Below are 13,930 nucleotides of genomic sequence, written 5' to 3'. Positions count from 1 at the left end.
CGCAAACCCTTGGCGAGCTACGCACACCATGATGACGAGCGCCAGGTATGTGCAGACATTGACTCGCCGCGTCCCGCGTCCCGCGACATGCGACGTGCCTTGCGCAGCTTTTGGTGTCGGACCACTACGGTGCGCTGATGGACACATCTGATGTGATCGCCATCTGGGCTGCCTCAGGTGCAGCGGCCATCTCGATCGCTGGCGTGGTCGTCGGCGCCATCACCATCGCCTCTGCTCGCAAATCCGCCCGGGAGGCCCTCCAGTCGGCACGTGTGTCTGCCGACGAGGCAAAACGCTCCGCGGACCAGGCCGAAGAAGCGAAACGGATCATGCTCGACCAGCGGCACGACGAGCTGCGCCCGAAAGAGGCGATGGACATGACGTTCAGCGTGCGCGGGAATCCACGAGACGGGACGACCAATCTGTGGGGCCAGTTCACCACGACGCGGGACTACCGGGTTCGGGCAGAGGCCCACACCGGCAACTCCAGGTCGCAGCTCAGCGTCGATCTTCTCCTTCGCGCGGGTGCCTGCGACGTGATGATCGAGATGTGGCCGGAAGGGCGGGAGCGATCCAACACCAAGTTTGTGGTGCTGAAGTTCTGGCCCCCCGAGGACGTCGATGAAACCGAGCACTGGAACTGTCGGTGTGGTCGTGGCGTCCACTACGGCGACGGCACCGGACCCGGCCACTGGGAGGTGCGGGTGCCGGTCGACTACCAAGAGCTGATTGACGGCCCGGAGCTGATCCGCCAAATCAGGAACCGCCCGCGCCGATAGGGGTATGGCACGGCGGGTCAAGCATCCCCGACAGGCTCATCGTGCGCGAACAGCCCGGCTACCAGGTACGCCGGTGAACGGTCGAGCGACCCGCGCGACCGGTCGTAACGCCTGGTCGTTCGGGGATCGGCGTGACCTAGAAGATCTTGCACATCGCGGAGGGGTGCACCGGCGTCGAGCGCTGCCGTGGCCAGCGTGTGCCGAAGCCCGTGTGGTGAGAGTCGGTCGGCGTTGGGCAGACCGGCGGCCTTCGCGGTGCGGCGCACCAGCGTGAACACGTTAGGCTGCGCCATCCGGCCGCCGGAGGAGGTCACGAACAGGGGGCCGGTCAAGGGGACGGCAACCGCGTCGGCCTGGTCCCCGCCGTCACCCTGGCGTTGGTCGAGGTACGCGTCGAGGTCGCGGCCGAGCGGCGCCGGGATCGGCAACTCGCGCATCTTGCCGCCCTTGCCGGGTACCTGAACCGTCCGGTGACCCCGGTTGTGGCGCAAGTGCTCGACGTCGAGCGCGATCACCTCGCCGACGCGCAAGCCGAGCTCGGCCATGAAGCCGAGCAGCGCGGTATCCCGGCGTGCCGTCCGACCGGTGGCGGCCCGCGCCGACCGCATGAAGGCGCCGACCTGCGTGTTGGACAGCCCGACCGTCGGCGAGGCGTCCCGGTCGACCTCCGGCCGGTCGACCGCGTTCACCGGGTTCACGGTCGTGACGCCGTTCGAGACCAGGTAGTCGAACCAGGAACTGAGCGCGGAGAGCTGCCGTGCCCTGGTCGCCGCCGCCCGAGGCGCGCCGGACCCGACAAACGCGTCGAGGTCGCCTCGCCGGGCCTGCCGGGGGTCGAGACCGGAGCGCTCGCACCACGAGAGAAAGCCGGACAACTCCCGGAAGTACGCGCGACGGGTGTGGTCCGATCGGCGGGAGGCGAGCCACGCGGCTGTAGCCGACCGGCAGTTCCACCGGTCTGCCTGGTCGTCGTCCGGGAGGGGCAGTGCGGCGACGGCAGCAATGATCGGGTCGGTGTGGTCGGCGGCGGCGAGAGCGCGAGTCACGTACATATGATAACTGTAATTATCACATAGGCAACCACGATGGTTGACATGTGCGCAAGTCGCCCCTGTAGCGGGTTCGCCCGGCCTACCCTCCGTTGGGGAGGTAGCCGTGGAGACGGATGTGAACGTGTGTGACTGCGCCACTTGTGGCCACCCCTGTAGGGACGGTGCCGACCGGAAGCCCTGCCCATCCTGCGGTGGGATGACGCGCTCGATGGGAAGGTCGTGCCACGACAGCGTCAGCGTCACCGACGTGGTCACCCGCGTTGCCATGACTTACCAGCCCGTCCGGCCATGGCGGGAGCATTGGCGGCGAGTCGAGCGCTACCACCTGCGGGTGCGGGCCATTTACGACGGAACGGCGCCCGGAAACAGCGAGGACTGGAAGGACGTCATCTTCGACTTCTTTGTCGCGGCGCACCACCTGTTCGAGTGGATCGAGAGTGATCCACGTGAACCCCTGGTGGTCGCGCCCGTCGCCCGTGAATGGGTCAAGGCCGATCAGAGCCTGTGGCTTGCACGGGAGTTCTCCAACACCTACAAGCACCACACGCGCAGCACTGGCGTGCCCGTTCGGATCGGTGGCACGATCACCGAACGAGGGCAGAACAGCATGGTGATCGAGTGGCTCGATCCCATCTCAGGGGTGCCGAACGCGATCGACGCGTTGGACCTGGCCGACCGGTGCATGCAGGCCTGGCGCAACTTCTTCGTGCTGCACGGCCTGAACCCCGCTGGCTAGTCGGTGTAGCTGTATCCGTCGTCCCAGGCGTACTCGCCGCCTTCGTCGCCGACCTCGAACTCGTCGTCCAGGTCCTCGTCGAGGACCGCCGCGTCGAATCCCTCCGCCGGTCGGCGGGTGCCGTCGAGCAGGTCCGACGTCGGCGGCCGACCCCAGCCGGTCGCCCGGGTCGCGAACCGCCACAAGCTGGAGGCCTCGACGATCTCCGCCTCGCGGGCGCCCTGAACCGACCGGCAGGCCTGCGCCTCGAAGTCGAGTTCGGTCGGCCAGTCCCGGGTGGCGTGGGACACGCCGCCGCCGGTCTCGGTGATCCGGTCGTTCACTTCCGCCAGCCAGCCCATTCCAGTCTCCTTGCGCTCCCACGGCGTTTACTTCATACAGCGTAGACCGTTTCGGTAAGCTGTGGACGGCTTCCACGGCCGCCTCGCGCCGCCTCGACCCACTGCCCCGGGTCGGGGCGGCGCACCCATGTGACCGCCAGGCGTGTGTGTGACGCCTCACATCCGGCGTACCGCGCTTTACCAGGGGAAATCCTCCCGTTCGCGGTGTCGGTCGGTATGGTTTGCCACGCCCTTAAACTACTGGCTCGATAGGATTTGATGCGGTCTAGGTTGCCGGGCGGGCGGCGGCGCCCCGAAGGGTGTCTCCGGGGCGCCGTCGCTCGTCCTAGCCCGGGAGGTCCGCCCTGCCCTCCCGCTTGGCGGCCCGGGTACTGCTGGCGGTTCCGGGCCCGCTGACGACCACCACACCGGCCTTCCTGGGTGTCACCGGGACGACCAGATATCGATTGCCTCCGAGTGGGATGACCCTCACCTGCGTCGCGGGGGTGCGCTGCTGGTTGTTCACCACCCGGTAGAACCCGCCACTAGAGCTGTTGGCGCTCATGTCCTTCCTTTCGTTGAGTTGGAGCGATCGGGCGACGGTGGGCGGCCTGGGATGCTCCGCAGGGGCCGTCCGCCGGTTGCATAGCGAGCACGCGGCCTGGCACCGGGCTGAGTCGTCGCCGTACGCCTTGCCCGTGCACGGCTCACCGGACCACCCCCGCCCCAGCTTCGATGAGCATGCCGCCCACGAGGATCAGCGGTAGCGGCGTCGCCTCCAGGAGCTGTCGCATCAGGTTGGCCTTCGTGGTGCGCATGGTCTCGATGGCCTGCTGCCGCTTCCTGCGCCTGACCCAAGCCGTGTCGCTGGCGTGATCGATGTGAAGGACGAACCCGGCCCCCTTGAGGGCCTCGACGACTCCGGTGAGTCCGAGGTTCTCCACGGTCCACATGCAACGGTCCGGGTCCCATCGGGCACCCCCAGCCCTGAGGGCGTCCTTGGCCCAGATCGGTGAGTGGATGAGTGCTTCTTGCCCCTGCACCTCGATCCGGACGATTCCCCGGACGGGCCGACCGGACATACGCCCTCCTAAAGGAGGGCGCACGTCCGTCCGGTCAACGTTGGCCACGGTTGACGTCATGTCCGGTCGAATTTCCGGTGCTTGACCTGCGGTTTCGTCAAACGTCCGGTCGATTTCCACTCGGATGTCCGCTCGAAGTTGCCTGAGTCGACCGTTGTGGATGTCCGGTCGAATTCCGCTCATGACGTAGCGCCCTGCGATCATCACGTCACTCATGGCTTATGCCGTCTTCCTGGTACGCGTTCTCCGAGTGCTGCGCGACACGGGCGGCCGGGTTTGCCGTGTAGAAGACGTTTCGGCCCTGCTCGCGCTTGACAAGCACGCCCTGGGTGATGCGGGTGTTGGCGAGTTTGCGGGTGGCGTCCTCGTTCTTGCCCAGGAAGGCGGCGAGCTTCTTGAGGGGCACGCCCTCTGCGCCGAACCCGTTCACGTAGTGCCAGAGACCCTCGCCGTGCCCCTGGGCGAGGTGGCCGGATCGGGTGCCGTTGACGGCCGTGAAGGTGAGCGTGATGTCGTCGAGCTTCTGGGCGTCCTTCGACTTCGTCTGGTCGAGCTTCCGGTCACGGGACTCACCGACGCGGGCGATCTTCCACACCGCGTCGGCGTCGTCCTCGATGCAGGACGCGCCCCGGCTGCGCTCCCCGGCGTGCCCGGTGTGGTGAACGTAGAGCGTTGTCGCTCCGGACCGTTCGCGGATCTGGTCGGCGAATCCGGTGAGGACCGGGCTCATCTGGGTGTTGCTGTCCTCGTCGAGCCCGGCCGTGCACCGGCGCAGCGTGTCGATGACGACCAGGTCGGCACCGACGTCGGTGGCAACGTCTGCGAGGTGCTTGGCGTGGGTGGCCTTGGAGATGTTGGCGGCCTGGGCGAAGAGGTGGAAGTGATCGGGCTCAACTGGGCGGCCTCCGTTGTTCGCCACCTCCCATGCCGTGATGCGTTCGTCAAGGCCGCTGGCCCCTTCTGCCGCCACGTAGAGCACGTTCCCGGCCCGGGGCACGTCGTAGCGGTCGAGCCAGGGGCGGCCGGTGGCGATGCTCAGCGACCAGCCGATCGCGAGGAACGACTTCATCGACTGGTTTTTGCCAGCCAGCACCGCATAGGAGCCCCTGGTGAGGATGCGGTCGATGAGCTGTTCTGGCCGGGGGATGTTGCCGAGCTTCGAGCGGTCGTAGAGGGCGGCGCGCAGGCTGTCGAGGTCGCCGACGGCCTGTTCGTCGCGGAACTTCTCCCGAGCCTTGTGGGTTGCCTTCTCCCGCATGTACTGGCGCCACACCAACTCTTCGTAGGTGGGTGCCTTGCGTCCCTGGTTGTCGGCGCCGTCGTAGAGCCGTTCGGCGCGGCGCAGGAACTCGGGGAAGTCGCTGTCGATGAGGTCGGCGAGGGTCGCCTCTTCGGTGCCGGGGAACGGCGGCATCTGGTAGGTCACGCCCAGACCTCCAGGTCTGCGAGGCCCGGGTCGGCGAGTGGGGTGTCGACGGTGACGAGCTGGTGCATGCCGAACCCGGCGTCGAGGTGGTCGGACAGGTCGGCGCCCTTGACGTCGACGGCGGCCCGGACGACCTCGATGCCGCGGGCGATGGGCAGGAACGTGGTGACGACCTGCTCAGCGTGCGCGTATCCGGGGCGGTCGTAGTCCGCCATCACCATCACGTCGGGCTTGAGTCCCCGGAAGTGGTCGGCGTGGGCCTGCGTCCACTTGCCCGCGCCGCCCGCGTTGCAGGTGGCGGTGTAGCCCATGGAGCGCAGACGCTCTGCGTCCTTCTCACCCTCGACGATCCACAGGTTCGTGGTGAACGGCTTGCCCTGCAACGCCTTTAGCGCGTCCGGCAGCCGGTACGGCAGGCCCTCGCCGACGGTGGTGCCGTCGTCGAGCTTGCGGCTCCAGCGCTTCCCGGACTTCTTCGTCGGGTCGGGCCGCCACTGCCTGAAGCCCTGGCACCCGTCGCCCTTGAGCGCGCACCGGGCGACGGCGAAGACGAGCGTGCCGTCGGCGTCGCGGTACTCGTACTCGGCGACCTTGCGGTGCCGCCAGTCGTGCGGCGCATCCTTCTGCATGCCGCACGGCATCCAGTCGTCGACGTCAGGGCGGGCGGGCTCGACACCGGAGCAGAGGTCGCGCCAGGTGAGGCCGACGGCCTTGAGGATGTCGTCCCGGCCGCAGTTGCCGTGGCACGTGAGGACGACCGGTTGGCCCTTGGTGCCCCGGGCAACGCTGAGGCTCGGCGTGCTGTCGTCGTGGGCAGGGCACCTGGCGACGAACGCCTGTCCGCGCGCACGCCACCGCACACCGTCGAGCTTCTCGGCCAGGGCGTCGAGCGGGTCGACCAGTTCAGCGGCCACCGCGACCACCACCCCGACGTGCCCCGCCGCCGAGGGCGAGCGGGCACCACGGCTCGTGAGCGATCGTGAGGGCCGCACCCATCAGACCCACCCGGGCCATCGAACGCCGCTGCCTGCGGTTCGGGACGCTCGGCTGTGCACCGCAGTCGTGGCACGCGAGGGCCGCGCCCCGGTGGCGGTACGCCAGCGCCGGACCGCTCGGTACGCTGTTGATGTCGTCGTCGTTCGTCTGCGCGCCCGATCCCTGTCCGGATCGGGCGTTGTTCTTATTCAAGGGGTTCTCGTCTCCCGTTTTCGGGAGCTGGCTCCCACCCCCTACGCGGGTGGGACTTCGCGGGCGTCGGCAACTACCGACCCGGGCAGCCTCGGCTTACCGGCACTGCTCTCGACGCTTGGCGTCGACCTCTGCGGCCCACCTGCTCGATGCTGTGTGGACTACTCGGACGCCGCGTCGGTGAGCTGGTACTGGCGAAGGAACTGACCGGTGAGGACGCGCACCGACCGGCCGACCCGGACGGCGGGCAGTTCGCCGCGTTCTGCCGCCGCGTAGGCGGTCCGCAGGCCGACGCCCAGGATGCGAGCGGCGTACGCGATCCCGATCGTCGGCTGCGTCGCGGGGTCCGGCAGGACGCGGGAGGGCAGCGTGTTGATGGACATGGACTCTCCTTGAGCATGACTTGCGCTCAATTCGATCAAGCGCGGCGCTCAGCATGACACGAGCGGCGCACGTGCGCAAGATGACTTGAACTAGCGCTCAAAATGAGCAATGATGAGCTCGCACGGCAGGAGGGGTCACGTGGTCGAAGAAGGCAACAAGTCAAACCCGGTGGGCGAGTCGGTACGGGCGAACGTCCGCCGACTCAGGGCAGCGAAGGGGTATTCGTATGCCGAGCTGGCCGAGCGGCTGGAGGAGATCGGCTGGAGAATTCCCGTCATCGGGCTGCGCCGGATCGAGAGCGGCGACCGGCGGGTCGACGTCGGCGACCTCATGGCGCTCGCTCACGTCTTCAACTCGTCGCCCCTCGACTTGCTGGTCGATCCGCATGCCGACGAAGGCGAGGTCTATCAGGTGACATCGTCGCTGGTCAGTACGGTCGAGTCGACCCGCGAGTTCATCCGTGGCAACCAGCCACTGATGGACATCGCCAACAACTCCAGCCCGGCGGCCAGCGGCTGGATGAGCGACTTCGTCACCGGCCTGCCGCCAGCCCGGGGGCAGAAGGTGTGGCAGAAGTACATCGAACAACTTCGAAAGGATGGTGATCAATGACTCGCAAGCAGGACCCGATCAAGCGAGTCGAACTCGCCGACGGGCGTATCCGCTACCGGTTCGTCGTCGACCTCGGGGCGAAGCCCGATGGCCGCCGCGACCAGAAGACGATGACGTTCGACACCCAGCGGGAAGCCCGCGCCGAACGCGCACGGATCATCAGCGAGCGGGCGACCGGGACACTGGTCCGGCCGAACAAGAAGCTCACGGTTGAGCAGGTCGCGACCGAGTTCCTGACCGCGAAAGCGGACGCGGGCAAGAAGCCGTCCACCGTCCGGTCGTATCAGGATGCGCTTGCGCCGCTGGTCGACCGGCACGGCAAGTTGCCGATCCAGGCCCTCGACATCCGCCACCTTGAAGCGCTCCGTCGCGACATGTTGGCCGGGCGAACCCGCAGGATCGGGACCGGCGACCTCGCCCCCAGAACGGTCAACCTGGCCTTGGGGGTGTCCACGATGCTGCTGAAGTACGCCATGCGCCGCAGGCTCGTCGGGCACAACGTCGCCGAGCTGGTCGACCGGGTCCCTGCGGACCCCGATGCCGGATCGGACCGGGCGGCGTGGCAGACGGCTGATGCCGTGGTGTTCCTACGGGGTGTCCGTAACGACCGGCTGCACGCCGCGTGGATGCTGTCGCTGCTGGGTCTGCGTCGAGGTGAGGTCCTCGGCCTGCGCTGGCTGGACGCTGACCTGACGGGGGAGCGGGCAGCCGAACGCGGCTTCCCGGCCGGGACGCCAACCCTTGCGGTGGTCAACAACCGCACGTGCGTCGCGGGCAAGATCATTGAAGGCACCCCGAAGGGGCGTGGTCGGCGCCGGGTTCCGCACCTGCCGATCCCACGCCCTCTCGTAGATGCCCTCAAGGCCCTGAAGGCCACGCACGCGGCCGAGAAGCTCGCGGCGGGCGAGGCGTATGGCTCCTGCCCGTTGTGCGGCGGTGCCCATGTGGTCGTTGACGAGTTGGGCGCGCCGTTCCGGCCCGCGCGGTACAGCGAGCGGTTCGAGGCCTTGGTGAAGAGCGCTGGACTCCCGCGTCTTGTGCTGCACGGGTCGCGCCACTGCGCGGCGTCGATCCTCGCCGACCTGGGGGTGCCGGACATCGTCGCGGCGGCCTGGCTCGGACAGACGGACGTCGCCGTAACCAAGGGCTACCAGCACGTGATGAACGACCGGATCGCGGAGGCGAGTCGGTCACTCGGTGAAGCGCTCACCGGGTAGCGCAACAAGCCCGTGCACGACGTGTGACAAACGTGTGAGAAATTGCCCCCGTAGGTGATGCTTCAACGCCGTTGAAGATCCCGAGTGATTGCCGCTGACCTGCTGCAACGGCCGAGGAAGCGGGAAGGTCACCCGCCGACCGAGTTGGACGTCAACAACAACTCGCTGGTCGTCGCGGTCACCGTCGGCGGGATCCGGATCCTGCTCACCGGCGACGCCGAGACGGAGGAGCAGCTGAGCCTGCTCGACGCGCCCCTGCACGCCGACGTGTTGAAGGTCGCCCACCACGGCTCGGCGTATCAAGATCCGGCGTTCCTCGACGCGGTCGCCCCGAGGGTCGCCCTGGTCAGCGTCGGCGCCGGCAACGACTACGGCCACCCGAGCCCCGCCGTCCTGAGCCGCCTGGTCCGCGGGGGTGCGCGGGTCGTCCGTACCGACGAGGAAGGCGACATCGCCGTGGTCCGGGACGCCGCCGGTCGGCTCGCGGTCGTGGCCCACGGCTCGTCCGCTTTTGTCAGGGGGTCGTGACACGATGGCTCGCGTGTCTGGATCTGGTCTGCCCCGCCTCCGCCTGGTGATCGGCGACGAGGAGCTGCTCGTCTCCCGCGCCGTCACCGACACCATCGCCGCCGCCCGGGCGGACGACCCCGACACCGAGGTCCACCGCCGTCCAGGGGGCGATCTGACGGCCGGTGAGCTGGCCGAAATGCTGAGCCCGTCGCTGTTCGGCGGGCGGCGGGTCCTCGTCGTCGACAGCGGCCAGGACACCAAGAAGGACATCGTCGCGGCGCTGCTCGCCTATGCCGCCGACCCCGAGGACGACGTCGTCCTCGTCGTCACCCACGCCGGCGGCGCCAAGGGCAAGGCCCTCGCCGACGGGTTCAAGTCCGCCGGCGCCGACGTCGTGCCCGCCGCGAAGATCGGCAAGCACCGCGAGCGGGTCGACTTCGTGCGCAACGAGATCCGCCGGCAGGGCGGCAAGATCGGCGAGGACGCGGCAGAGGCCCTGCTCAGCGCCGTCGGCAACGATCTGCGCGAGCTGGTCGCCGCCTGCTCGCAGCTGGTCGCCGACACCGGCGGGCGGATCGACGTGAGCACCGTGGCGCAGTATTACCGCGGCCGCGCCGAGGTCTCCGGGTTCACCGTCGCCGACGCCGTCATGGTCGGCGACACGGCCGCGGCGCTGGAGGCCCTGCGGTGGGCGATGCACGTCGGCGTGGACCCCGTGCCGATCGCCGACGCCATCGCCGACGGCGTCCGCACCGTCGCCCGGGTGGCCGCCGCGGGCAAGGGCAGCGCATATCAACTCGCCGGAAATTTGGGAATGCCTCCGTGGAAGGTCGAACGCGCACAGCGCCAAGCCCGTGGCTGGACGGCCGAGGCGCTCGTTGATGCCATGCGAGTGGCGGCAGAGTGCAATGCCGCCGTAAAGGGTGGCTCGGACGACCGCGCCTATGCGCTCGAGCGGGCTGTGTTCGCAGTGGTCGCGGCGCGTGCTGGAGGAATAGGACGATGACGACGAGCAACGGGTTCGCCTCACAGGCGCCGCTGTATGTGCGTGCGCTGCGGCTTCGCCACCTGCATATCGGCGGATTCGTCAGTTTCATGCTGTTCGAGTGCATGATCGCGGGCGGTGTGCTGCTCGCGCTCGCCGAGCTGGCCAGCTGGTGGGCGGTCCCCGTCCTCCCCGCCGTCGTCGCCGTCATGGTGAAGGTCAACGACTTGGCCATCGGCGGCTCGAAGCGGGTCCGGGCGCAGGCGCGTTCCGCGGCCCGGGGTTCATCCGAACGGGCGTCATCCACTCGGGTGGATCCGGCCACCGAGACCGATGAGCCGACATCCGCCACCCGGCGGACCACGACCGCGCTGGACCGCGCCGAGATGGCCCGGGGCACCGGCACCGGCTCCGGCGCGGCGGCCCGCGCCGCGGGCGCCGGGCGCGACTCGTCCGGGATCGGGGTCTCGACCGCCGGCTCGGGCCGCGCGGCCGCGGGCAGCGTCGCCAGGTCCGGCTTTGCCGCGGCAGGCGTCGGCGGCTCTGGCGTCTACGGCTCCCGTTCGGGTTCGGCCGGGTCTGGCTCGTCAGGTGGTTCGGGTTCGGCGGGCTTCGGCTCGGCGGATGGTTCGGATCCGTCCGGCGGGGCACGGGGTGCCGGCTCGTCCGCCGGTGCCGCGGCCGCTTCCGCCGGCAACGGCTCCGGCGGGGTCGGCGTCCGCCAGGGCGGCGCGGGTGCCACGCGCACCGCGACCCGGCCGGCATCCGGCGAACCGCCGGCGCAGCGCAAGAAGGTCGGCGTCATCCGGATCTCGGTCCCGGCCCGCGACGGCGGCCCGCGCGGCGCCCGCCAGCCGGAGACGAACAACGAATACGGCATCTCGCCGGCCAGCGACGCCCCGCCCACCCAGCCCACCGCCGAGACCGCCGGCCACCACGCCGCCTCCGGTCAGGCCGTCCGCGACGCCGACACCGGCTCCCACGCGGCGTTCGACGACGCCGACACGACGGGCTCCGGCCGCACTTTCCGCGACGGCGACACGACGGGTTCGGGCCGGGCGTTCCGGGATGGGGACACGACGGGTTCGGGCCGGGCGTTCCGGGATGGCGACACGACGGGTTCGGGCCGGGCTTTCCGGGATGGCGACACGACGGGCTCGGGCCGGGCTTTCCGGGACGGTGACACGACGGGCTCGGGCCGGGCTTTCCGGGACGGTGACACGACGGGCTCGGGCCGGGCTTTCCGGGACGGTGACACGACCGGCTCCGGTCGGGCCTTCCGGGAGGGTGACACGGGTTCTGGCCGGGCGTTCCGCGAAGGCGTCCCGGGGCAGCAGGTCGTGGTCCGCGACGGGGACACCGGGGTTCACCCGGCGTTCCGGACGGGGGAGGGCGGCGGCGCCCGGTCCGCGTTCCGCCAGGGCGGTCACGAGGACATCCACGAGGCGGACACGGGTAGCCACTCGGCGTACCAGACCTCGGACGGCCGCCGGTCGCGCGTGCACGCCGACGAGTCCGACGGCCGCCATGGCCGGACCGGCGAGCACGAGGGCTGGGACCGGGCCACCGGCGACGCCACCTGGCCGACCCGCAGCGGCTGGGACGAGTCGGCCGAGTCCGCACACGCGGGTCAGCACGGGGACTACTCCGGCACCGGCCGGGACTGGGACCACTCCGGCGAGACCGGCCAGGACTGGGACCGCGCGGGCCGCGCCGGCCAGGACCGGGGCCAGGCCACGCAGATCAGCCAGCGCCGCAGCCGCGACGACGAGGCGACCGAGGCCTGGGACGTGTCCGGCCGGCCCACCCAGGACCGAGCCCACGACAGCGGCGCCTGGGAGCATGACGGTCGGGCGGACCACGACGCTTCGGACGGCCGTGGCTGGCGCGCCGGCCAGGACGGCCGCGACTGGCAGGACGGCCGGGACGCTTCCGACGGCCGCGGCTGGCGCAGCGGTCACGACGGCCACGACGGTCACGGCTCGCAGGGCGACCGGGACGCCTCCGACGGCCACGGCTGGCGTAGCGGCAATGACGGCCACGGCTCGCAGGGGGGCCAGGACGCTTCCGACGGCCGAGGCTGGCGCGGCGTGCAGCACGGTCCCCAGGGCTGGCAGGGCGACCCGAAGGGCTACACCGGCCATGGCGCGCCGGAGTGGGGGCACGACGACGAGGGTCAGCGCTGGGACCGGGCCACCCCCGCGGGCTGGGAGCAGGTCGCCCAGGACGCCGGCCCGGATCGGGTGACGCGTGCCGGGCACGGCGGCGCCGGCGAGGGCCAGCAGGCGTGGGGCGAGGACACCGAGGCCGGCTGGGGCGACGAAGCGGCGTGGGCCGGCCGGCAAGGTGCCCGCGACGGCCAGGCCAACTGGGGCGACGAGACCGCCTGGGGCGACCGCGCCGCGTGGATCAGCCGCGCCGCCGCCGCACGCACCGACCAGCCTGCCCCGGGCACGCGGGCGGCGATGGAGGCGTACGCGGACGGTAGCGCCGACGCGCAGCAGGGGGCCGGCTACACCGTCGCCGGCGGATCGGCCGGCTACACGGGCGGCCACGGCCAAGCGGACTACGCAGGCGCCGGCCAGCAGGGTTACGCGGGCAACGGCGAAGCGGGCTACGCGTCCGGTCAGGCGGGCAGCGGCGACGCGGGCTACGTGCCTGGTCAGCAGGGCTACGCGGCCAGCGGCGATGCCGGCTACACAACCGGCCAGCAGGGTCACGCGGGCGACGGCGGGCCTGGTTACGTGCCCGGTCAGCAGGGCTACGCGGCGAGCGCCGAGGCAGGCTACGCGGCCGGTCAGGCAGGCTACGCGGCGAGCGCCGAGGCAGGCTACGCGGCCGGTCAGGCAGGCTACGCGGCAGGTCAGGCAGGCTACGCGGGCAGCGGTGAGGCGGGCTACGCGGGCGACGGCCAGGCGGAGTACGCGGGCGACGGGCAGGCGGGGTATGCCCGGCAGGCGGGCTCGGGGTACACCGGCGGCGAGCAGGGCGGGCGCGGCGACGGGCACGGAAACGTGGTGCCCGGTGAGCCGGTCGACCCGTGGGCGGAGTGGGACGACGAGACCGGCTGGGCGGACCAGTCGCAGTGGGGTGCCGCGCCGAGCCGGGGTGGGCAGACCGGTTGGGGGGCGGGTCAGGCGGCGTGGAACGGGTACGAGCCGGCCGACGAGCCCGACACCGACGAGCCGGTGCGACCCGTCGACAACGGCCGGACCGCCGCCAACCGGGATGCCGCCGGTGGGCGCCACGCGCAGCGTCAGCCGGGAGGGCGCCGGAGGGCGGATGACACGGGGCGCTTCCCGTCCGGGCAGTTCCAGTCGGGGCGGCACGCCGAGCGGCCCTGGCGGACCGACGACGACCTGACCCGGCAGCGGACCGGAGGCTTCAACCAGGGCCGCTTCGCCTGAGCCGAACAGCAGGCCGGCCAGTACAGGGGCCTGACGGGCGCTGGGCGCCATGAACGATGAGCCGGAGGCGGCTCGGGGCACTCGCCCTGGTCGCCTCCGGCTCTTGGCGTCTGAGGGTGCTGCATTGGCCTGGTGGCGGCGTCTGGGGCGTGGCCTGGCGATGGCGGAAGGGTTGGCTTCGACCGGGACCGGGCCTGGCGGACTGTCAGCGGGGTTCGGGCGGCGTGCCGGA

12 protein-coding genes and 1 pseudogene are annotated in these 13,930 nt (G+C 70.6%); 7 read left to right on the top strand and 6 right to left on the bottom strand.

Features of this window, described 5'->3' with window-relative positions:
* Positions 1 to 137: 137 nt before the first annotated feature.
* A complete protein-coding gene (locus tag ABZ321_RS43595; protein ID WP_354901686.1) occupies positions 138 to 779 on the top strand; it encodes a hypothetical protein in 642 nt (213 codons plus the stop codon).
* A gap of 17 nt (positions 780 to 796) precedes the next feature.
* Here ABZ321_RS43595 and ABZ321_RS43590 read toward each other — a convergent pair whose 3' ends face one another.
* On the bottom strand, positions 797 to 1,654 hold the full coding sequence (locus tag ABZ321_RS43590) for a tyrosine-type recombinase/integrase (RefSeq protein WP_354901684.1): 858 nt from the start codon (positions 1,652 to 1,654) through the stop codon (positions 797 to 799).
* A 373-nt stretch (positions 1,655 to 2,027) separates the two neighbouring features.
* Here ABZ321_RS43590 and ABZ321_RS43585 point away from each other — a divergent pair, with 373 nt between their 5' ends.
* Positions 2,028 to 2,567, top strand: coding sequence for a hypothetical protein (locus ABZ321_RS43585; protein ID WP_354901682.1), 540 nt, complete (start codon positions 2,028 to 2,030; stop codon positions 2,565 to 2,567).
* On the opposite strand, the gene ABZ321_RS43580 is transcribed toward ABZ321_RS43585, so the two are convergent.
* From ABZ321_RS43580 to ABZ321_RS43560, 5 genes are all read right to left on the bottom strand, one after another.
* Positions 2,564 to 2,908: a hypothetical protein gene (locus ABZ321_RS43580; RefSeq protein WP_354901680.1), complete on the bottom strand. Its 345-nt coding sequence runs from the start codon at positions 2,906 to 2,908 to the stop codon at positions 2,564 to 2,566. The two genes, ABZ321_RS43585 and ABZ321_RS43580, sit on opposite strands and share 4 nt — an antisense overlap.
* A 686-nt stretch (positions 2,909 to 3,594) precedes the next feature.
* Positions 3,595 to 4,185, bottom strand: a complete 591-nt coding sequence (locus ABZ321_RS43575; RefSeq protein WP_354901679.1) for a hypothetical protein — start codon at positions 4,183 to 4,185, stop codon at positions 3,595 to 3,597.
* Positions 4,178 to 5,395 (bottom strand): AAA family ATPase, encoded by a 1,218-nt coding sequence (locus ABZ321_RS43570; protein WP_354901677.1) that lies wholly within the window; start codon positions 5,393 to 5,395, stop codon positions 4,178 to 4,180. The genes ABZ321_RS43575 and ABZ321_RS43570 overlap by 8 nt, the downstream gene beginning before the upstream one ends.
* Positions 5,392 to 6,309: a hypothetical protein gene (locus ABZ321_RS43565; RefSeq protein WP_354901675.1), complete on the bottom strand. Its 918-nt coding sequence runs from the start codon at positions 6,307 to 6,309 to the stop codon at positions 5,392 to 5,394. The genes ABZ321_RS43570 and ABZ321_RS43565 overlap by 4 nt, the downstream gene beginning before the upstream one ends.
* 435 nt (positions 6,310 to 6,744) lie before the next feature.
* The gene (locus ABZ321_RS43560; protein ID WP_354901673.1) at positions 6,745 to 6,966 is read right to left on the bottom strand and encodes a helix-turn-helix domain-containing protein; all 222 of its coding nucleotides are present in this window, start codon (positions 6,964 to 6,966) and stop codon (positions 6,745 to 6,747) included.
* Positions 6,967 to 7,105: 139 nt separating this feature from the next.
* On the opposite strand from ABZ321_RS43560, the gene ABZ321_RS43555 reads away from it, so the two are divergent.
* From ABZ321_RS43555 to ABZ321_RS43535, 5 genes and pseudogenes are all read left to right on the top strand, one after another.
* On the top strand, positions 7,106 to 7,579 hold the full coding sequence (locus ABZ321_RS43555; protein ID WP_354901671.1) for a helix-turn-helix transcriptional regulator: 474 nt from the start codon (positions 7,106 to 7,108) through the stop codon (positions 7,577 to 7,579).
* On the top strand, positions 7,576 to 8,796 hold the full coding sequence (locus ABZ321_RS43550) for a site-specific integrase (protein ID WP_354901669.1): 1,221 nt from the start codon (positions 7,576 to 7,578) through the stop codon (positions 8,794 to 8,796). Before ABZ321_RS43555 ends, ABZ321_RS43550 begins: the two co-directional genes overlap by 4 nt.
* A gap of 147 nt (positions 8,797 to 8,943) precedes the next feature.
* Positions 8,944 to 9,324 (top strand): annotated as a pseudogene (locus tag ABZ321_RS43545) (competence protein ComEC); the annotation flags it as partial.
* Between the two features lie 4 nt (positions 9,325 to 9,328).
* Positions 9,329 to 10,312 (top strand): DNA polymerase III subunit delta, encoded by a 984-nt coding sequence (holA, locus tag ABZ321_RS43540; protein ID WP_354901667.1) that lies wholly within the window; start codon positions 9,329 to 9,331, stop codon positions 10,310 to 10,312.
* Positions 10,309 to 13,698 (top strand): hypothetical protein, encoded by a 3,390-nt coding sequence (locus tag ABZ321_RS43535; RefSeq protein ID WP_354901665.1) that lies wholly within the window; start codon positions 10,309 to 10,311, stop codon positions 13,696 to 13,698. The genes holA and ABZ321_RS43535 overlap by 4 nt, the downstream gene beginning before the upstream one ends.
* The last annotated feature ends 232 nt before the right edge of the window (positions 13,699 to 13,930 follow it).

The organism is Dactylosporangium sp. NPDC006015, from assembly GCF_040614215.1.
Taxonomy (GTDB): Bacteria; Actinomycetota; Actinomycetes; order Mycobacteriales; family Micromonosporaceae; genus Dactylosporangium; species Dactylosporangium maewongense.
The sequence above is the reverse complement of the archived record's forward strand: the minus strand, read 5'-3'. Positions and strand labels throughout refer to the sequence as shown.